Origin of the sequence: Micromonospora taraxaci (genome assembly GCF_007830095.1) — a bacterium.
Classification (GTDB): domain Bacteria; phylum Actinomycetota; class Actinomycetes; order Mycobacteriales; family Micromonosporaceae; genus Micromonospora; species Micromonospora taraxaci.
Genome location: NZ_VIWZ01000001.1, coordinates 5243312 through 5263562 on the forward strand (window position 1 = coordinate 5243312; position 20251 = coordinate 5263562).

Annotated in this window: 15 protein-coding genes; 14 read left to right on the forward strand and 1 reads right to left on the reverse strand. The window is 71.4% G+C overall.

Going from position 1 to position 20251, the window contains the following annotated elements; translation table 11 throughout:
• The 6 genes from FHU34_RS23740 (at position 1) to FHU34_RS23765 (ending at position 7449) form a co-directional block, all read left to right on the forward strand.
• Positions 1 to 1938 carry a fumarate reductase/succinate dehydrogenase flavoprotein subunit gene (locus tag FHU34_RS23740; protein ID WP_145784180.1) on the forward strand — a complete coding sequence of 646 codons (1938 nt, stop codon included), beginning with the start codon at positions 1 to 3 and terminating at the stop codon, positions 1936 to 1938.
• Positions 1935 to 2702 carry a succinate dehydrogenase/fumarate reductase iron-sulfur subunit gene (locus tag FHU34_RS23745; RefSeq protein WP_145784182.1) on the forward strand — a complete coding sequence of 256 codons (768 nt, stop codon included), beginning with the start codon at positions 1935 to 1937 and terminating at the stop codon, positions 2700 to 2702. Before FHU34_RS23740 ends, FHU34_RS23745 begins: the two co-directional genes overlap by 4 nt.
• 240 nt (positions 2703 to 2942) lie before the next feature.
• Positions 2943 to 4127, forward strand: a complete 1185-nt coding sequence (locus FHU34_RS23750) for a zinc-dependent alcohol dehydrogenase (RefSeq protein WP_145784184.1) — start codon at positions 2943 to 2945, stop codon at positions 4125 to 4127.
• A 16-nt stretch (positions 4128 to 4143) separates the two neighbouring features.
• On the forward strand, positions 4144 to 5073 hold the full coding sequence (locus FHU34_RS23755) for an SDR family NAD(P)-dependent oxidoreductase (RefSeq protein WP_145784187.1): 930 nt from the start codon (positions 4144 to 4146) through the stop codon (positions 5071 to 5073).
• 112 nt (positions 5074 to 5185) lie between these two features.
• Positions 5186 to 6190, forward strand: coding sequence for a serine hydrolase (locus FHU34_RS23760; protein WP_244311808.1), 1005 nt, complete (start codon positions 5186 to 5188; stop codon positions 6188 to 6190).
• Positions 6191 to 6303: 113 nt separating this feature from the next.
• A complete protein-coding gene (locus tag FHU34_RS23765; protein ID WP_145784192.1) occupies positions 6304 to 7449 on the forward strand; it encodes an MBL fold metallo-hydrolase in 1146 nt (381 codons plus the stop codon).
• Between the two features lie 44 nt (positions 7450 to 7493).
• Here FHU34_RS23765 and FHU34_RS23770 read toward each other — a convergent pair whose 3' ends face one another.
• Positions 7494 to 9005, reverse strand: a complete 1512-nt coding sequence (locus tag FHU34_RS23770; protein ID WP_145784194.1) for a deoxyguanosinetriphosphate triphosphohydrolase family protein — start codon at positions 9003 to 9005, stop codon at positions 7494 to 7496.
• A gap of 124 nt (positions 9006 to 9129) precedes the next feature.
• On the opposite strand from FHU34_RS23770, the gene FHU34_RS23775 reads away from it, so the two are divergent.
• The 8 genes from FHU34_RS23775 (at position 9130) to FHU34_RS23810 (ending at position 20239) form a co-directional block, all read left to right on the forward strand.
• Positions 9130 to 11592: a Tex family protein gene (locus FHU34_RS23775; protein WP_145784196.1), complete on the forward strand. Its 2463-nt coding sequence runs from the start codon at positions 9130 to 9132 to the stop codon at positions 11590 to 11592.
• A gap of 287 nt (positions 11593 to 11879) precedes the next feature.
• Positions 11880 to 12761: an aminoglycoside phosphotransferase family protein gene (locus FHU34_RS23780; RefSeq protein WP_145785771.1), complete on the forward strand. Its 882-nt coding sequence runs from the start codon at positions 11880 to 11882 to the stop codon at positions 12759 to 12761.
• A gap of 23 nt (positions 12762 to 12784) precedes the next feature.
• Entirely contained in the window at positions 12785 to 13216 is a 432-nt protein-coding gene (locus tag FHU34_RS23785) for a hypothetical protein (RefSeq protein ID WP_145784198.1), read from the forward strand.
• A 210-nt stretch (positions 13217 to 13426) separates the two neighbouring features.
• Entirely contained in the window at positions 13427 to 15556 is a 2130-nt protein-coding gene (locus tag FHU34_RS23790) for an acyltransferase family protein (RefSeq protein WP_145784201.1), read from the forward strand.
• Positions 15557 to 15813: 257 nt separating this feature from the next.
• Positions 15814 to 16470, forward strand: a complete 657-nt coding sequence (locus FHU34_RS23795; RefSeq protein WP_244311809.1) for a sugar transferase — start codon at positions 15814 to 15816, stop codon at positions 16468 to 16470.
• Entirely contained in the window at positions 16467 to 17615 is a 1149-nt protein-coding gene (locus FHU34_RS23800; protein WP_145784203.1) for a DegT/DnrJ/EryC1/StrS family aminotransferase, read from the forward strand. Before FHU34_RS23795 ends, FHU34_RS23800 begins: the two co-directional genes overlap by 4 nt.
• Entirely contained in the window at positions 17612 to 18250 is a 639-nt protein-coding gene (locus FHU34_RS23805) for an acetyltransferase (protein WP_145784205.1), read from the forward strand. The genes FHU34_RS23800 and FHU34_RS23805 overlap by 4 nt, the downstream gene beginning before the upstream one ends.
• Positions 18251 to 18373: 123 nt before the next feature.
• On the forward strand, positions 18374 to 20239 hold the full coding sequence (locus FHU34_RS23810) for a nucleoside-diphosphate sugar epimerase/dehydratase (RefSeq protein WP_145784207.1): 1866 nt from the start codon (positions 18374 to 18376) through the stop codon (positions 20237 to 20239).
• The last annotated feature ends 12 nt before the right edge of the window (positions 20240 to 20251 follow it).

A 20251-nucleotide genomic window follows, 5' to 3' on the forward strand; every position in this document is an offset into this window, starting at 1 on the left:
ATGGAACTCTTCACCGAGGGCGACCCGATCGCCGACACCAAGGCACCCGCCGGCCCGGTCGAGAAGCGCTGGGAGACCCGGCGCTTCGAGGCCAAGCTGGTCAACCCGGCCAACCGCCGCAAGATGACGGTGATCGTGGTCGGCACCGGTCTCGCCGGCGGATCCGCCGCGGCGACCCTCGCCGAGCAGGGCTACCACGTCAAGTCCTACTGCTACCAGGACAGCCCACGCCGGGCACACTCCATCGCGGCGCAGGGCGGCATCAACGCGGCGAAGAACTACCGCAACGACGGCGACTCCGTGCACCGGCTGTTCTACGACACCGTCAAGGGCGGCGACTTCCGCTCCCGCGAGTCGAACGTGCACCGCCTCGCCGAGGTCTCGGTCAACATCATCGACCAGTGCGTCGCCCAGGGTGTGCCGTTCGCCCGCGAGTACGGCGGCCTGCTGGACACCCGCTCCTTCGGCGGCGCCCAGGTGCAGCGCACCTTCTACGCCCGGGGGCAGACGGGCCAGCAGCTGCTGCTCGGCGCGTACCAGGCGCTGGAGCGGCAGATCGGCCTGGGCAACGTGGAGATGAACACCCGGCACGAGATGCTGGAGCTGGTCCTCGTCGACGGCAAGGCCCGCGGCATCGTCGTCCGGGACATGGTCACCGGCGAGATCAGCACCGAGATGGCCGACGCCGTCGTGCTCGCCTCCGGCGGCTACGGCAACGTCTTCTACCTCTCCACCAACGCCAAGGGCTGCAACGTCACCGCCACCTGGCGGGCACACCGCAAGGGCGCGTACTTCGCCAACCCCTGCTACACGCAGATCCACCCGACCTGCATCCCGGTCTCCGGCGACCACCAGTCGAAGTTGACCCTGATGAGCGAGTCGCTGCGCAACGACGGCCGGGTCTGGGTGCCGAAGGCCAAGGGCGACGACCGCAGCCCGAAGGACATTCCGGAGGACGAGCGGGACTACTACCTGGAGCGGATCTACCCCTCCTTCGGCAACCTGGTCCCCCGCGACATCGCCTCCCGCGCCGCCAAGAACGTGTGCGACGAGGGCCGCGGCGTCGGTCCGACCAAGCTCGGCGTCTACCTCGACTTCGCCGACGCGATCAACCGGCTGGGCCGCAAGGCCATCGAGGCCAAGTACGGCAACCTCTTCGAGATGTACGAGCGGATCACCGGCGAGGACCCGTACGAGGTGCCGATGCGGATCTACCCCGCCGTGCACTACACGATGGGCGGCCTGTGGGTCGACTACGACCTCCAGTCGAACATCCCTGGCCTGTTCGTGATCGGTGAGGCGAACTTCTCCGACCACGGCGCGAACCGGCTCGGCGCCTCGGCGCTGATGCAGGGCCTCGCCGACGGTTACTTCGTCCTGCCCACCACCATCGCCAACTACCTGGCCTCCGGCGGGCTGGACAAGGTCGACGCCAGCCACCCGGCGGCGATCGAGGCCCGCACCGACGTCGAGGACCGGATTCGGCGGCTCCTGGCCGTCAACGGGGACCGGACCGTGGACTCGTTCCACCGCGAGCTGGGCCAGATCATGTGGGAACACTGCGGCATGGAGCGCAGCGAGGCCGGGCTGCGCAAGGCGATCGGCGAGATCCGCGACCTGCGCGAGGCGTTCTGGCAGCGGGTCAAGGTGTCCGGCACCGGCGAGGAACTCAACCAGTCGCTGGAGAAGGCCGGCCGCGTCGCCGACTTCTTCGAACTGGCCGAGCTGATGTGCATCGACGCCCTGCACCGCGAGGAGTCCTGCGGCGGCCACTTCCGGGCCGAGCACCAGACCCCCGACGGTGAGGCGCAGCGCGACGACGACCGGTTCGCGTACGTGGCGGCCTGGGAGTTCACCGCCGACGGCGAACCCTCGGTGCTGCACAAGGAAGACCTGACATTCGAGTACGTCCACCCCACGCAGCGGAGCTACAAGTGAACCTGACCCTGCGCATCTGGCGCCAGAAGGGCCCTGAGGACAAGGGTCGGATGGTGACCTACCCGGTCGACGACGTGTCCCCGGACATGTCGTTCCTGGAGATGCTCGACGTGCTCAACGAGCGGCTGATCCTCGCCGGCGAGGACCCGGTGGCGTTCGACCACGACTGCCGTGAGGGCATCTGCGGCATGTGCGGCCTGATGATCAACGGTGACGCGCACGGGCCGCAGCGCGGCACCACGGCGTGCCAGCTGCACATGCGCCAGTTCAAGGACGGCGAGACGATCGACATCGAGCCGTGGCGGGCCAGCGCCTTCCCGGTCGTCAAGGACCTGGTCGTCAACCGCAGCGCCTTCGACAAGATCATCGCGGCGGGCGGTTACGTCACCGCGCCGACCGGCAGCGCGCCCGAGGCCCACTCCACCCCGGTGGCCAAGGCCAACGCCGACGCCGCTTTCGAATCGGCCGCCTGCATCGGCTGCGGCGCCTGCGTGGCAGCCTGCCCGAACGGCTCCGGCATGCTCTTCACCGCCGCCAAGCTCACCCAGCTCTCGCTGCTGCCGCAGGGCCAGCCGGAGCGGTACACCCGGGTGATCGGCATGGTCGACGCGCACGACGAGGCCGGCTTCGGCGGCTGCACCAACGCGGGTGAGTGCACCCCGGCCTGCCCGAAGGGCATCCCGCTCAACACCATCGGCCGGCTCAACCGCGACTACCTCACGGCCACCGCCAAGGGCGGAGCCGACAACACCCCCGGCTCCTGAGCCTCACCAGACCGCCGTATCCCGGGCCTCTTCCGGGGTACGGCGGTCTGCTGTTCGGCCCTCGCGGGGACGGCGTCGTCCTGATCGACTCCACCTCGCCGACCTGGGGGTGTCCGGCGGCGGTGATGCCGCCACATCGGCGACCTGGAGTCGATCACGCAGACAGCCCTCGCAGTCCGGTTCAAGCGCTCGACGCCGGGTAGCAGTCCCTTGACACGGCGTTGAGAGGGGACGAGGGACATGAAGGCACTGACCTGGCAGGGCAAGCGGGACGTACGGGTCGAGGAGGTGCCGGACCCTCGGATCGAGGCACCGACCGACGCCATCGTGAAGATCACCTCGACGGCGATCTGCGGCTCCGACCTGCATCTGTACGAGGTGCTCGGGCCGTACCTGAAGCCTGGTGACGTGCTGGGCCACGAGCCCATGGGCATCGTCGAGGAGGTCGGGTCGGAGGTGACCGGGCTCAAGCCGGGCGACCGGGTGGTGGTGCCGTTCAACATCGCCTGCGGGAGGTGCTGGATGTGCGAACGCCAGCTCTACGCCCAGTGCGAGACCACCCAGGTGACCAGCGAGGGCAAGGGCGCGGCCCTGTTCGGCTACACGTCGCTCTACGGCTCTGTGCCGGGCGGGCAGGCCGAGTACCTGCGCGTGCCGCAGGCCCAGTTCGGGCCGATCAAGGTTCCGGAGACCGGCGCGGACGAGCGCTACCTGTACCTGTCCGACATCCTGCCGACCGCCTGGCAGGCGGTGAAGTACGCGGACACTCCGCCCGGCGGCACCCTGGCCGTCTTCGGGCTCGGCCCGGTGGGGCAGTTCTGCGCACGGATCGGTCGTCATCTGGGCGCCGGCCGGGTGATCGGGTTGGACCTGGTGCCGGAGCGGTTGGAGTTGGCGCGTCGGCACGGCATCGAGGTGCTGGACGTCCGCGAGTTGTCCGACGTGGCGGGCGCGCTGATCGACCTGGTGGACGGGCGGGGCCCGGACGCGGTGATCGACGCGGTCGGGATGGAGGCGCACGGTTCGCCGGTGGGCAAGCTGGCCCACGCCGCCGTCGGACTGCTGCCCGACAAGGTGGCCCGGACGATGACCGACCGGGCGGGCATGGACCGGTTGTCCGTCCTGCACGCCGCGGTCAAGGGGGTTCGGCGCGGTGGCACCGTGTCGGTCTCCGGGGTGTACGGCGGCGAGGCGGACCCGATGCCGCTGATGGAGATGTTCGACCGGGGTGTCCAACTGCGGATGGGGCAGTGCCACGTGCGCCGGTGGACCGACGAGATCCTGCCGCTGCTGGCCCGCGACGACGACCCACTGGGCGTCGAGGACCTGCGGACCCATCGGGTGCCGCTGTCCCGGGCGCCGCAGGCGTACGAGATGTTCCAGAAGAAGGAGGACGGCTGCATCAAGGTTGTGCTCGAACCGTGAGCGCGAGGAGTGAGCCGTGAGCCGGGTGGTGGTGGTCGTCGGCGCGACCAGCGGGATCGGCCGGGCGACGGCCCGGGCGTTCGCCGAGCGCGGCGACCGTCTCGTCCTGGCCGCCCGCGCCAGCACGACCCTGGCCGAGGTACGCGGGGAGTGCGCCGCCGTCGACGTGCTGACCGTGCCGACCGACGTCACCGAGCCGGGCGCGTTGGACGCGCTCGTGGACGCGGCACTGGAACGGTTCGGTCGCGTCGACGTGTGGGTGCACACGGCTGCGGTGATGGCCTACGGGCGCTTCGACGAGCTGCCCGGGCGGGTCTTCGATCAGGTGGTACGGACCGACCTGCTCGGCACCGCCGAGTCGGTGCGGGTGGCGCTGCGGCACTTCCGGGCGGCCGGGGCCGGGACGGTGATCCTCACCGGCTCGTTGCTCGGGCACATCACCGCGCCGTACATGAGCGCGTACGTGGCCAGCAAGTGGGGCATCCAGGGCCTGGTCCGGACGGTGCAGCAGGAGCTGCGCGACAGTCCGGAGATCCGACTGTGTCTGGTCAACCCGGGCAGCGTGGACACTCCCGTGTACCAGCAGGCGGCCAACTATCTGGGGCGGGTCGGACGACCTCCGCCGCCGGTCACCAGCCCGCAGCGGGTGGCCCGGGCCATCGTGGACTGTGTGGACCGGCCCCGCCGGGAGGTCTCGGTGGGCCGACTCAACGTGGTGCTGAGGGCCGGCTTCACCGTCCTGCCGGGGGTCTACGACGTCCTCGTCGGGCCGTTGATGCGGGCGGCGGGCCTGAGTGGACGGCCGGTCGCCGCGCACGACGGCTCGGTCTTCGCCCCGAACCCCTGCGGCGAGGCCGTCCGCGGTGGCCACCTGCCTGACCTGCGCAAGATCGTGTTCGGACCGGTCAGTGTGGTGGGTGCCGCACTGCGCAGACGGTTCGGCTGACCTGTTCGGACTTGTTCGGGACATGTTCGGGGGCCTCATGCGTCGATCAACTCGCCTAGGGTGGTGGGCCAGCAAGCGCTCTGGCACACCACGATCGGGGAGACGATTGACAATGCGACTGAACCGTAGGACGGCACTCGGGTTGGGCACTGTGGCCACCGCGGGCACGGTGCTGGGCGCTGCCGCCCCGGCGAGCGCCGCCGAGACCACCGAGGCCGCACCGACAACCCCCGCTCGGGCCGCCCTTCGGGTCGCCTCCGTCTTCACCAAGCACAGCGTCGCGGCCGGTGGAAACTGGCAGGCGTACGTCAGCGTCGCCGACCCGTCCGGTACGCCGGTGGTCGCGGTGGAGGCTGACGCGGACCGGCGGATCGAGGCGTACAGCGTCAACAAGATCGCCGTCGCCACGGCGGTGCTGGACAAGGTCGACCGAGGGCTGCTCACCCTGGACCAGCAGGTCGAGGTGAGCGCGGCGATCGTCGTGCCGGGCGGTGACGGCATCTTCAGCCTGGACGGCGCGTACCCCAGCCTGGTCACCCTCGGGCACGTGCTGGCCAACCTGCTGACCGTCTCGGACGACACGGCGGTACGGCTGTGCGGTCTGGTCGCCCCGGCCGCCGAGATCAACTCCATCCTGGTCGCCAAGGGTTTCCCGAACACCCAGGTCCAGCCGGTGGCCAACCCGAACCGGTTCTTCCTCGGCACCAGCACCCCTCGTGAGACGCACGACCTGCTGCGCGCCCTGGTCGCCGGCACGTTGCTCTCCCCCGCCTCGACCACGTACCTGTTGGGGCTGCTGCGGTCCCCGGTGGCGTTCACCGACGGCATCCGGCGCACCATGTCGTCGGACGACCGGGCGCGGATCGCCACGAAGGCCGGCTGGTTCGCCGACGCCCGGCACGAGGCCGGAGTGATCTTCGACCGTTCCGGGGCGGCGGTGCTCACCTACGCGCTCTTCGCCGACGGGCAGGCCAACCCCGAGGACTTCGGCGCCACCCACCCGGCGGTGCAGGCCCGGGCCGCCATGGGCCCGAAGTTCCTGGCCGCCGTTGACCGGATCGCTGGCGTGGGCAAGACGTTCCGGATCACCGCCCGGCGCCCCAGCAACGGCGGCTGACCGCGATTCCGGGTCGGTCGCCGCTGGCGGCGACCGACCCGGCCTGGCGGCCGCCGGGGCACGGGCCGGTCCGTGTGACTACCGTGTAGGGCGGACACGTCGGAGGGACGGCAATGGCACGAGCGCAGAGCACTGACGTCGAACGGTCACTCGGCCGGCGGATGCGGGGCGTGGCCGGGCTCGCCGCGCTTGCCGGGCTGGCCTGGGTCGCCCGGGATGTGCCGGCGGCGCTCGGCGGCCGGCTCAGCGGGGCCCGCGCCGAACGGGCGGCCCGCTCGCCCCAGTTCCGCGACGGCACCTTCCACAACCAGGCCGGCACCCGCACGATGGTCGCCGAGCCGGGCCGCAACCTGGTCCGCGAGCTGATCTTCGGTAAGCAGAAGCGGCACCCGACCACACCGGTGCCGCTGCTGCGCCCCACCGCAGCGCCCGCGCAGGCAGAGCGCGCCGACGAGCTGAACATCGTCTGGTACGGGCACGCCTCGACGCTGATCGAGATCGAGGGCCGGCGGGTGCTGCTCGACCCGGTGTGGAGCGACAGGTGCTCCCCCTCCGGGCTGGTGGGTCCTCGCCGGCTGCACGAGCCGCCGGTGGGCATCGACGAGCTGCCACCGCTGGACGCCATCCTGATCTCGCACGACCACTACGACCACCTCGACATGGCCACCGTGCGGGCGCTGCTCGCCGCACAGTCCGCGCCGTTCCTGGTCCCGCTCGGGGTGGGGGCGCACCTGGACCGCTGGGGCGTACCCGCTGAGCGGATCATCGAGCTGGACTGGTCCGAGTCGCACCGGGTCGCCGGGCTGGAGATCACCGCGACCGCCGCCCAGCACTTCTCCGGGCGAGGGCTGCGCCGCGACGGCACGCTCTGGAGCTCCTGGGTGGTGGCCGGGGCCCGCCGCAAGGTCTTCTACACCGGTGACTCGGGTTACTTCGACGGGTACGCGGCGATCGGCGCCGAACACGGGCCGTTCGACGTGACGCTGATGCAGATCGGCGCGTACGACCGGGCCTGGCCGACCATCCACATGTTCCCCGAGGAGGCGGTCGACGCACACGTCGACCTGCGCGGCGGGCTGTTCGTCCCGGTGCACTGGGCGACGTTCAACCTGGCCCTGCACGACTGGTCCGAGCCGGTCGACCGGCTGTGGGCCGAGGCGAAGGCCCGCGACGTACGGCTCGCCGTGCCCCGCCCCGGCGAGCGGGTGGTGGTCGACGAGCCGCCCGCCGTCGACGGCTGGTGGCAGGCCATCGCCTGAGCAGTCCGGCGCCGGCCTGAGCCGTCCGGCCCGGGTCTCGCGGGTCAGAGCACGAAGGCGTCGGTCCAGAGCGCGCCAGAGCGGCCGGAGAGCGCGTCCAGCATGGCCACCGCCTGCCCGTCGGTGAGCTGCGCGACGAAGTCCACGATGGCGCGCCCCCGGGCGCGGCCGATCCGGTCCGGGATGCGCGGGTGCAGCTCGGCCTCGGCCAACTCGACCAGGTCGTGCAGCCGGCGGGGCAGCCGCGACTCCTCCTCCGGGTCGAGCAGCCACTCCCAGAGCGCCTCGACCAGGGTGCCCAGCAGCCGGGCCTGGCCGCGCTGGTGCAGGGCGAGGTCCGGGCGGGCCAGCACGAACCGGTGGTGGACGAACTTGAGCACCTGCACCTCGTGCCACTGCGCGCAGCCCAGCAGCACGTACCCGGACCGCACCGACGGCTGGTCGGTCACCGTGATGGCCTCGACGAAGCGGGTGGACCAGCGGGCGGAGAACCGCGCCACGTACTGCTCGGCCTCGATCGAGCCGTCGAACGGCATCGCCAGCAGCCCGTCGACCAACTCCTCGCGCACGTGCTCGACGGCGGCGGCGAACGCGTCGTCGTCGGCGATCCAGGCGTCCTTGCGGTGCAGTTGCCGCCGCAACCGCTCGATCGCCGCCCCGGGTCGCCGCGCCGACGTGGCCAGCGCCGCATCGGTGATCGCCCGGAAGTGCCCACTCTCGCGCTGCCACGCCATCAGCTCGGCGGAGACCGAACCCTGTTGGAGCACACCGACCCGGTAGAAGTCCTCCACGTCGTGGATGGCGTACGCGATGTCGTCGGCGGTGTCCATCACCGACGCCTCCACGGTCTGCTGCCAGTCCGGGATGCGACCGGTGAACGGTTCCCGGGCCTGGCGCAGGTCGTCGAGTTCCGTCCGGTACGCGCCGAACTTCGACGAGCCGCTCTCCGGGTCGTCCGGCGGCGGGGTGGCCCCGCGCGGCGGCGGGTCCATCGTGCGGGGGTGCGGGTCGGGGTGGTCCAGCCGGGTCCACGGGTACTTCAGCATCGCCGCGCGAACCGCGGCGGTCAGGTCCAGACCGGTGGTGGCCGCGCCGCGGATCTCGGTGCTGGTGACGATCCGGTACGACTGGGCGTTGCCCTCGAAACCGTCGGCCAGGCCGAGGCGCTGGCGGGCCAGCCGGTCCAGCACCCGCTCCCCCAGGTGCCCGAACGGCGGATGACCGAGGTCGTGGGCGAGCGCCGCCGCCTCCACCACGTCGGGGTCGAGGCCACCGAGCTTGTCCAGCAGGTCACACCACCGGTCGTCGGCCGTCAGCCGCTCGGCGATCGCCCGGGCCACCTGGGCGACCTTGAGGCTGTGGGTGAGCCGGTTGTGCACCAGCAGCCCGGAGCCGACCGGGCTGATCACCTGGGTGACACCGCCGAGGCGGGCGAAGAACGGTGAGCCGACGATCCGGTCCCGGTCGGCACGGAACGGGTTGGCCGTCAGGTCGCCGAGGGCTCGGGCGCTGCCGCCGAAGAGCCGCCGGGCACGCGGCTCCGCAGGTGTTTCCATGATCGCCACGCTAGCGCAGGCCGGGAGGGACCGCCGCCGGGTCACCCGGCCGGGCGCGGCGACAGCGACCGGGGCCGCCCGGCAGAATGCAACCGGTACCCACTCCCGAAGGCGGATCGAGATCGTGACCCAGTCTGTTCATCAGCGGATCGCCGACGAGCTCGGCGTGGCCGAGCGTCAGGTGCGGGCGGCCGTGGAGCTGCTCGACGGCGGCTCGACAGTGCCGTTCATCGCCCGCTACCGCAAGGAGGCCACCGGCCTGCTCGACGACACCCAGCTGCGCACCCTGGAGGAGCGGCTGCGCTACCTGCGCGAGCTGGACGAGCGGCGGGCCGCGGTGCTGGAGTCGATCCGCACCCAGGGCAAGCTCGACGAGGCCCTGGAAGCGCAGATCATGGCCGCCGACTCGAAGTCCCGGCTGGAGGACATCTACCTGCCGTACAAGCCCAAGCGGCGGACCCGGGCGCAGATCGCCCGCGAGGCCGGGTTGGCCCCGCTCGCCGAGTCGCTGCTGGCCGACCCCACCCAGGACCCGCGGGCCACCGCCGCCGGGTTCGTCGACGAGGACAAGGGTGTCGCGGACGCCGCCGCCGCGCTGGAGGGCGCCCGGGCGATCCTCATCGAGACGTTCGCCGAGGACGCCGACCTGATCGGCACGCTGCGCGAGCAGATGTGGTCGCGGGGCCGCCTCGTTTCCCGGGTACGCGACGGTCAGGAGACGGCCGGCGCGAAGTTCGCCGACTACTTCGACTTCTCCGAGCCGTACCCGAAGCTGCCCTCACACCGGATCCTGGCCATGTTCCGGGGCGAGAAGGAGGGCGTGCTCGATCTGACCATGGATCCGGAGGAGGCCGGCGACGCGGACGCCGTACCGACCGGGCCCAGCCGGTACGAGGCGGCCATCGCCGGACGGTTCGGAGTGTCCGACGCCGGTCGCCCGGCCGACCGCTGGCTGACCGACACCGTGCGGTGGGCGTGGCGCACCCGCATCCTCATCCACCTCGGCGCGGACCTGCGCTTGCGGTTGTGGCAGGCGGCCGAGGAGGAGGCGGTACGGGTCTTCGCGACGAACCTGCGTGATCTGCTGCTGGCAGCGCCGGCCGGCACCCGGCCCACAATGGGTCTGGACCCGGGCCTGCGGACCGGCGTGAAGGTGGCCGTGGTGGACGCCACCGGCAAGGTGCTCGCCACCGACACCATCTACCCGCACGAGCCCCGTCGGCAGTGGGACGCGTCGATCGAGACCCTGGCTCGGCTCGCCGGGGCACACGGGGTGGAGCTCGTGGCGATCGGCAACGGCACCGCCTCGCGGGAGACCGACAAGCTGGCCGGCGACCTGATCAAGAAGTATCCGCAGCTCAACCTGACCAAGGTGATGGTCTCCGAGGCGGGCGCGTCGGTCTACTCCGCGTCCGCGTACGCCTCGCAGGAACTGCCCGGGATGGACGTGTCGCTGCGCGGCGCGGTCTCCATCGCCCGGCGACTCCAGGACCCGCTCGCCGAACTGGTCAAGATCGACCCGCGGTCGATCGGGGTGGGGCAGTACCAGCACGACCTGTCCGAGGTGAAGCTGTCCCGGTCGCTGGACGCGGTGGTGGAGGACTGCGTCAACGCCGTCGGGGTGGACGTCAACACCGCGTCCGCGCCGCTGTTGACCCGGGTCTCCGGGATCGGCGCCGGGCTGGCCGAGAACATCGTGCTGCACCGGGACGCCAACGGGCCGTTCCGGTCGCGTACCGAGCTGAAGAAGGTGGCGCGCCTCGGGCCGAAGGCGTTCGAGCAGTGCGCCGGCTTCCTGCGCATCCCCGACGGCGACGACCCGCTGGATTCGTCGAGCGTGCACCCGGAGGCGTACCCGGTGGTGCGCCGGATCCTCACCAGCACCGGTCAGGACCTGAGCTCGGTGATCGGCAAGAGCGGCATCCTGCGCGGGTTGCGGGCCACCGACTTCGTCGACGAGCGGTTCGGTCTGCCCACCGTCACCGACATCCTCGCCGAGCTGGAGAAGCCGGGCCGCGACCCTCGGCCGGAGTTCCGCACCGCCACCTTCGTCGAGGGCGTGGAGAAGATCAGCGACCTGACGCCCGGCATGGTGCTCGAAGGCGTGGTCACCAACGTGGCCGCGTTCGGCGCGTTCGTCGACGTCGGGGTGCACCAGGACGGCCTGGTACACGTCTCGGCCATGTCCCGGACGTTCGTGAAGGACCCCCGCGAGGTGGTGAAGTCCGGTGACGTGGTCAAGGTCCGGGTGCTCGACGTGGACGTACCCCGCAAGCGCATCTCGCTGACCCTGCGCCTGGAGGACGAGCCCGCCGTCGCCGGTGGTGCTGGCCGGACGAGCCAGGAGGGACGCGGCGGTGAGGGTGGCCGCGGTGGCCAGCGTGGGCCGGGTGGCCAGGGCGGGCGCGGCGCTCAGGGCTCGCAGGCTGGCCAGGGCGGTCGCGGTGGTCAGGGCGGTCAGGGCGGTCGCGGCGGCCAGAGTGGTCGCGGGTCGCAGGGTGGCCGCGGCGGCCAGCAGCGGCAGGGCGGATCGGCTCCGGCCAACGACGCGATGGCGGAGGCCTTGCGCCGCGCCGGGCTGGCCTGACCAGACCAACGGCGACGCCGCCCGGGATGCCTCGTTCACGGCAGGCATCCCGGGCGACGCGTCTCGCGGGTAGATCTTGGACAGTTTCCGTTCCGCGCGAACCAAGATTGACAATCGGTGGCCGTCTTGCGGGTGGACGGACGGCCAATCGGGACGGCGGCTGGTCGCGGCTGCGGCCAGTCAGTGAGGGCTGCGGCCAACCAGCACGGGCTGCGGCCAGCCAACGGCGGCTGCGCGAAACCCGCTCGCGTGGCGATGGGGCCTCGGGCAATGATCTCCTGGTGAGGATGCATGCCGACCAGGTCGACGTCACCGCCGAGGTCGTCGCCACGTTGGTGGCCGCGCAGTTCCCCCACTGGCGGGCACTGCCGATCCACCCGCTCGCCTCGACCGGCACGGTGAACGCCCTGTTCCGGCTCGGCACGGAGATCGTGCTGCGCTTTCCCCTGCGGCCCAGCACCGATCCGGCAGTGCGCGCCGAGCTCGAACGCGAGCAGGAGCACGCGAGGATGCTCGCCGCGCGTCTACCGGTCGCCGTGCCCGAACCGCTCGGCCTCGGCGGCCCGGGCGAGGGTTACCCCGGGCCGTGGACGGCGTACCGCTGGATCGCCGGCGAGCCGATCCACCCCGGCCGGATCAACGACCTGGACGGGTTCGCCCGCGACCTGGCCGGCGTCGTGACCGCCCTGCGGGAAATCGACACCGGCGGTCGAGTCTGGTCCGGGTCGGGCCGGGGTGGCCCGCTGCCCGCGCAGGACGCCGGGGTGCGGACGGCCCTCTCCGTCAGCGGCGCACTCACCGACACCGCTCGGCTGGCCGAGGTGTGGGACCGCTGCCGCGACGTCCCGCGCCACGACGCCGACGGGTGGATCCACGCTGACCTGATGCCGGGCAACCTGTTGGTCCGGGACGGTCGACTGGCTGCCGTCATCGACCTGGAGACGGTCACGGTGGGCGACCCGGCGGTGGACCTGATGCCGGCGTGGAACCTGTTCGACGCCGGGTCACGGGACACGTACCGGCGGGCGTTGGACGTGGACGACGCCACCTGGGAGCGCGGGCGCGGCTGGGCGCTGGGGCAGGCGATCAACGCGCTTCCGTACTACGTCCGGACGAACCCGGTGATGGCCGCGATCGCCCGGCGCACACTGCGGGCCGTACTCGAGTAGGCCCGTCGCGTACCGTCGACGTCGTGAGTGAGCCGGACGGCCGGACGTGGCGGGACCAGCAGCGGCAGGCGGTGCTGGCGCACGCGGCGGCCGACGCACGCCGGCGGGAGGCCGAGCACGCCGAGGCCGCGAAGATCGTCGCCTGGTTCGTGGCCGAGGCGAACCGACGAGGGCTGCGCCCGACACGGCTCGTCGCGCGCTCCTACGACGGTCGTGGCTGGTACCGGACCGGGCTGTCCGGGTGGTACGTGGACCAGGCCCGCAGTCGAGCGGTCGACGTGGACGGTCGGTTCCACCTGCTGACAGTGCCGGGAGGTCTGCGAGCCCGGCTGTTCGGCGCACAGACCGAGCCGAGCCCGGCGCCATTGATCGTCGGCGAGGGTGGCCGGGACGGGGAGTCGATCCCGCTGCGGACCCTGCTCGCCCGCCGGCTGGACGCCGGTTCTGACGGCTGACGCCCGCGTCACGTCACTACTGCCCGGCCGGCCGATGGCGCCGTCGGCATGCCTTCGCTCGACGGACGGGACAGCCCGCGCGCTGACCCGGGCTGCCTGCTGAGCGCACCCTCGCGCGGCCCGCCTCGTTTATCCGCAGCGGGAACCATACCGGACGTTGGCCTCGTTTCGACGTCAAAAAGGAATAACACTCTATTTTCGGGTGGGACGATGACGCAGACACGAAGCCGGCCGACGGCCCCAGCACGGGCGACGTCCTTCCGGGGCGACATCGAAGGGCTACGCGCTCTCGCGGTCATCCTGGTGCTGGCCGGGCACGCCGGAAGTCAGTTCGTCCCTGCCGGCTTCATCGGTGTGGACGTCTTCTTCGTGATCTCCGGATTTCTGATCACCGGTCTACTCGTCGCCGAACTCGACGGCACCGGGCGCATCTCGCTGCTCGGCTTCTACGCCCGACGCGCGAAGCGGCTGCTGCCCGCCGCCGGCCTGGTGCTGCTGGTCACTCTGCTGCTCACGTACCTGTTCCTGCCGAGGGTGCGTTACTCCAACACCGCGTGGGATGTGGTGAGCAGCGCCCTGTACGTGATGAACTGGCGCCTCGCCGAGCAGTCCGTCGACTACATGTTCGTCGACCAGGCCCCAAGCGTCCTGCAACACTACTGGTCACTCAGCGTCGAGGAGCAGTTCTACCTCTTCTGGCCGCTGCTGTTGCTCGGCCTGGCCGTCCTCGGCGGCCGGCGACGGCTACGCCGGGGCGTGCTGATGCTCGGGTTCGCCGTCGTGGCCGTGCCGTCCTTCGCCTGGTCGATCCACCTGACGTCGACCGATTCCGCTCCGGCGTACTTCGTGACCACGACTCGGCTCTGGGAACTCGCGCTCGGCGGCGCGGTGGCCATCGCCGGCGGACTGCTGCATCGCACCCCACGCGTGCTGGCAGTCCTGCTCGCCTGGTCCGGCCTCGCCGCAGTTGTCGCTTCGGCGTTCCTGCTGGACGCCACGTCAGCGTTTCCCGGGTACATCGCGTTGCTGCCGACCGGCGGCACGGCGGCGGTCATCGCGTTCGCGGTGGCGGCCCGCCGCGCCGGGCCAGCGGGGCTGCTCAGCCTGCCGCCGATGCGCGCGGTCGGCGCGCTGTCCTACTCGCTCTATCTGTGGCACTGGCCGCTGCTGGTCATCGCCGACTACCAGTTCGGCGAGTTGAGCGCGACCGCGCGCCTGGCCGTGGTGGCGGCCTCGGTCGTGCCGGCGGTCCTCACCTACCACTTCGTCGAGAACCCGATTCGTCGGTCGCAAACGCTGCAATGGCAACCGGCGCAGGCGCTGCGCGTCGGAGCCGCGTGCACGGGCGCGGCCGTGATCGCCGGGCTCCTCTTCCAACTCACCGTCTGGCCCGCGGCACAGCCGCCCCCACCCGTCTCGGCACTGCCGCCGGTGGCCGGGTCCAGCCCGTCAGCGAGCGCCACGCCCGTCGGACCGCCCGGTGCCGCGGCCCTCGGTCAGTCACCCCGAGGCGACAAGGCGGGCCGACCCGTCGACCGGGTCGCGTCCATCGTCCCGGACCCGTTGGTCGCACCGAAGGATCTGCCGACCACCGCGCGAACGGGCTGTCACGTCCAGCAGAACAGCAGCAATCCGCTGACCTGCGTCTACGGCGTCCGAGACTCGACCTTCACCGTCGTACTCGCCGGCGACTCCCATGCCGCGCAATGGCTGCCCGCCCTCGAGGAGGTCGCCGCCAAGCAGAAGTGGCGGGTGATCTCACACACCAAGTCCTCGTGCCCGTTTCTCAAGGCAGAGGTGGCACTGGCCGGACGGCCGTACGAGAGCTGCACCGAGTGGAACCAGCGTGTCCGCGACCAACTACGCGCCGATCCACCCGACCTGTTGCTGGTCAGCAACTCGCTCTATCTCCCGGTGCGTGACGGCAAACCGATCACGCAGCGGGTCAACGAGACGTTGGCGGACGGTCTCCGTGAGACCTGGCGGGAGATGACCGAGGTCAAGATTCCGGTGGCGGTGCTCCGCGACACGCCGTACCACCGTCGAGACCCCGTCGAATGCGTCTCGGCCAACCCCGACAAGCTCACCCGGTGCGCCCCGTCCCGGGACGAGGTGCTGGCGGCCGGTGGAGGCGTCGCCCAGGAGCAGGCGGCAGAGGGTCAACAGGGCGTGCATCTCGTCAACCTCAACGACGCGATATGCCCCACCGACCGCTGCGCGCCCGTCATCGGTGGCGTGCTGGTCTACCGGGACGGCAACCACCTCACCGCCACCTACTCCCGGACGTTGGCCCCTCGGCTCGACAGCGCGCTCGCCGCCGTGCTCAAGCGCGGGAGCTGACGCGCCGCCGGTCGGCAGCTTGTGCCGGAGCGCCGTTTCCCCTGGCCACCAGCTCACACACCCGTGTCCTCCCGTCCCGGTCCGCGTTGTTCCGTCGGGATCAGCACTGACTGTGACTGTTTGCGCTGTATCGCACTCGCATAGCTGGTAGACCCATAAGAGGCATTTGTCCGAGCGGGAGGTGGAAGGTGCCGGTTCTGGGCGTCAGTACCGTCGAAGATCCTCAGCGAACGGTTCGACCCGATCGCGGCAAGCGGGTGATCGACATCGTCGCGGCCGTCATCCTGCTCGCACTGCTGGTGCCGGTGATCGCCACGGTGGCACTGCTGGTCGCCGTCGGGTTGGGGCGTCCCGTGCTGTTCCGCCAGCTCCGCACGGGCCGGCACGGCGAGCCGTTCGAGCTGATCAAGTTCCGCACGATGCGTGCGCCCGACCCCCGCCTCGGCCTTGTCGAGGACGGCGACCGACTGACGCCGCTCGGACGGTGGCTGCGTGCCACCAGCCTGGACGAGCTGCCCACGCTCTGGAACGTGCTGCGGGGCGAGATGAGCCTGGTCGGCCCCCGCCCGCTGCTGCCGGAGTACCTCCCCCGCTACTCGCCTCACCAGGCCCGCCGGCACGAGGTGCGGCCGGGCGTGACCGGCCTGGCGCAGGTGCGCGGCCGCAACGGGCTGAGCTGGGAGACGAAGTTCGACCTCGACGTGGAGTACGTCGACACCCGCTGTCTCGCACTCGACCTGACGATCCTGGCGGCGACGGTCCGCACCGTGCTGCGTCGCGAGGGGATCTCGGCAGCCGGCGTGGCCACCGCTCCGACATTCCTCGGCAGTCCGGCCGGGGCCACCGCACCGCTGAGGACCGTCCCGACGGGGCGTCGCACCGCGGTGACGGTACGGCAGGGCGAACGCCGATGACGGACCGAGTGCACCTCTCCCATCCCGACGTCGGCCCCCTGGAGGAGTCGTACCTCGTCGCGGCCCTGCGGTCCGGCTGGGTCGCACCCGTCGGTCCCGATCTGGATGCCTTCGAGAACGAGGTCGCGGCGCGGGTCGGCACACGCGGCGCGGTCGCGGTCAGCTCCGGCACCGCAGCGCTGCACCTGGCGCTCCTCGGGGTGGGCGTCCAACCGGGTGACGCCGTCGTCGTCCCGACGCTGACCTTCGTGGCCACCGCGAACGCCGTGCGCTACACCGGCGCCCGGCCGGTCTTCGTCGACTGCGACGCGCGCACCGGCAACATCGACGTGCCACTGTTGAGCGAGTTGCTGCACCGGCTGCGCGCCCGCGGCGAGCGGGTCGGCGCGGTCGTGCCGGTCGACATGTTCGGTAGCTGCGCCGACTACCCGGCGTTGTTGCCGGTCTGCGGGGATGCGGGCGTGCCGGTCGTCGAGGACGCAGCGGAAGCGCTCGGGGCCACAGACCACGGCCGGGCGGCCGGCTCATTCGGCCAGGTCGGCGCTCTGTCGTTCAACGGCAACAAGATCATAACGACGTCGAGCGGCGGGATGCTCGTCTCCGACGACCTTCCGCTGCTGGCCCGCGCCCGCCACCTGGCCAGCCAGGCGCGGGAGCCCGTGGCGCACTACGAGCACCGGGAGACCGGCTACAACTACCGCCTCAGCAACCTGCTGGCCGCGGTGGGCCGGGCCCAGCTGGCACGGCTCGACGGAATGATCGGCCGCCGTCGCCTGCTGCGAGACCGGTACGCGAAGCTCTTCGCCTCGGTGCCCGGAGTGGAGCTGGTCGGCGCCGAGGACGTCGAGTCCAACTGCTGGCTCACCGTCATCCGGGTGCGGTCGGAGCGCTCGGGTTGGCGGGCCGCTGATCTCGCCGCACACCTCGCCGCCCAGAACATCGAGACGCGGCCGGTGTGGAAGCCGATGCACCGGCAGCCCGCGTACGCCGACTTCGAGAGCCTGCTCACCGGGGCGGCCGACGATCTCTTCGCCGAGGGGTTGACCCTGCCCAGCGGCAGCGGCCTCACCGAGCAGCAGATCGCCACGGTGTTCGGCGCGATCGAAGGTTTCCTGGCCGTCCGGACGGGAGCGGTATCCGGGTGACGCCACTGGTCATCGTGGGTTGCGGCGGCCACGGCCGGGAGGCACTGGCTATCGCACGGGCGGCCGCGGTCGCCGGAGGACAACAGTGGGACCTGGTCGGTTTCGTCGACGACCGGCCGTCGGAGGAGAACCTCAAGCGGGTGCAGCGCCTGGAGGTGCCCTACCTGGGTGGGCTCGCGTGGCTACGGGACGCGCCGGCGGATCTCCACCACGTCATCGGGATCGGTGACCCCAAGGTGCGACGAGCCGTCGCCGCGCGGGTGGACGCGTACGGCAGTCCAGCCGGCAGTCTCGTCCACCCGGACGCGACGGTCGGGCCGGACACGCGGCACGGGCCCGGCCTGGTCGTCTTCGCGGGCGCCCGCATCACCACCAACGTGACGGTGGGCCGGCACGTCCATCTCAACCAGAACACCACTGTGGGGCACGACTCGGTGCTTGCCGACTTCGTCTCGGTCAATCCGCTCGCCGCGATCTCCGGTGACTGCCACCTGGCGGAGGGCGTGCTGGTGGGGACGACGGCGGCGGTGCTGCAGGGCCTTCGGATAGGTCGAGACAGCACCGTCGGCGCCGGAGCCTGCGTGGTGCGGAACGTGCCTGACGGCGTGGTGGTCAAGGGCGTGCCGGCGCGCTGAGCTGGTTGGCTCGCAGCCGCCACCATCCAGTTATTCCGCGAAACATCCGATAAAAGTGTAAAAAGGATAAAGAGCCCCAAACCCTTGCTCTGCGGGGCCAATCGGTCGGAGACGGGAGCAAAAATGTCGCAAGACACCGATAGGACCGAGCCTGCCGAACAACGGGTCCGTCGGGCCCGGGCGCGCCGCCGCGCTCTGGGTTTCCTCGCCACCGACACCGCAGCGTGGGTAGGCGGCTTCGTCGCCGCCGTCTGGACCCGCTACGAGTTCCACCCGCCGGCCGGGCAGCTGAGCCGCGCAGCAGGCGTCGGCGGCATCGCGGCGCTGATCTACGTGGCTGTCGCTGCGGTGCGCCGGCTCCACTCGGGCCGGCACCCACTCGGCAGCCTCCAGGAGGTGCGAGGGCTCGCCGGAAACGTCGCCACACCCATCGCCATCCTGCTGATCGGGCTGCTGCCGTCGGCCGACCGACCGGTGCCGGCCAGCACCCCGCTGATCGGCGGTTCACTGACGCTGCTGTTGATGCTCGCGGCCCGCTCCGCGTACCGGCACCGGCACGACCTCGCGATGCGGCCCGACGTGCGCTCCGCCACGCCGGTGCTGCTGTTCGGCCTCGGCGACGCCGGTCAGGGGCTACTGCGCGCGATGATCGGCGACCCACGCGGCAGGTACCTGCCGGTCGGCGCGCTGGACGACGACCCCGACAAGCGCAACCTGCGTTTCGGCGGTGTCCGCGTGCTGGGCGGCCGGGCGGACCTCGCCGAGGCGGTCCGTCGCACCGGCGCCACCACAGTCATCTTCTCGGTGGCCAGCGCCGACGCCGCGCTGATCCGCCAGATCCGCGAGGCCACCCTGCAGACCGGTGCCGCCTTCAAGGTGCTGCCCCCGGTCCGCGAACTGGTCGACCACCGCATCACCGTCACCGACGTACGGGACGTGCAGATCAGCGACCTGCTGGGGCGTCGGCAGGTGGTCGGCGACCTGCCGCTGAGCGGGGACGGCCTCGCCGGTCTGCGGGTGCTGGTCACCGGTGCCGGCGGTTCGATCGGTTCGGAGCTGTGCCGCCAAGTTCTGAAGACCGACCCCGGCGAGCTGATGATGCTCGACCGCGACGAGTCCGCCCTGCACGCCCTACAGATGTCGCTGAACGGGCGGGCCATGCTCGACGGCCCCGAGCTGATCCTCGCCGACCTGCGCGACGACGAGCGTGTCCGGCGCATCATCCGAGAGCGCCGGCCGGACGTCATCTTCCACGCCGCGGCGCTGAAGCACCTCACGCTCCTGCAACGCAACCCCGGCGAAGCGGTGATGACAAACGTGTGGGGCACGCTCTCGGTGCTGGACGCGTGCCGCGACGTCGCCAAGTTCGTCAACATCAGCACCGACAAGGCCGCCGACCCGATCAGCGTGCTCGGCTACTCCAAGCGCATCACCGAACGGCTGACCGCGCACGCCGCAGGCCGGTTCCCCGGCACCTTCCTCAGTGTCCGCTTCGGCAACGTGCTCAGCAGCCGCGGCTCAGTGATCACCGCGTTCCAACGCCAGATCGCGTCCGGCAATCCGTTGACAGTGACCCATCCGGACGTCACCCGCTATCTGATGACGCTGGAGGAGGCGGTGCGGCTGGTGCTCCAGGCCGCCGAGATCGGCCGGGACGGAGAGGCCCTCGTGCTGGACATGGGCGCGCCGGTACGCATCGCCGACCTGGCGAGGCAGATGGCCGAGCAGGCTGACAGTCTGGTGCCGATCGTCTACACCGGGCTTCGGCCCGGCGAGAAACTCCACGAGGACCTGCTCGGCACCGGCGAGGTCGACGACCGTCCGCTGCACCCGCTCATCTCACACGTCACCGTGCCGGCGCTCGACCCGCTCGACGTGGGCGGACTCGACCCGTACGACGACGCGGAGAAGCTGATCGCCCACCTGGCGGCGCTGTGCACACCGGCGAGCACCCGGCCGGGAACGATCCACGTGCCGCTGGCCCGTTAGGCCGAGCCGCAA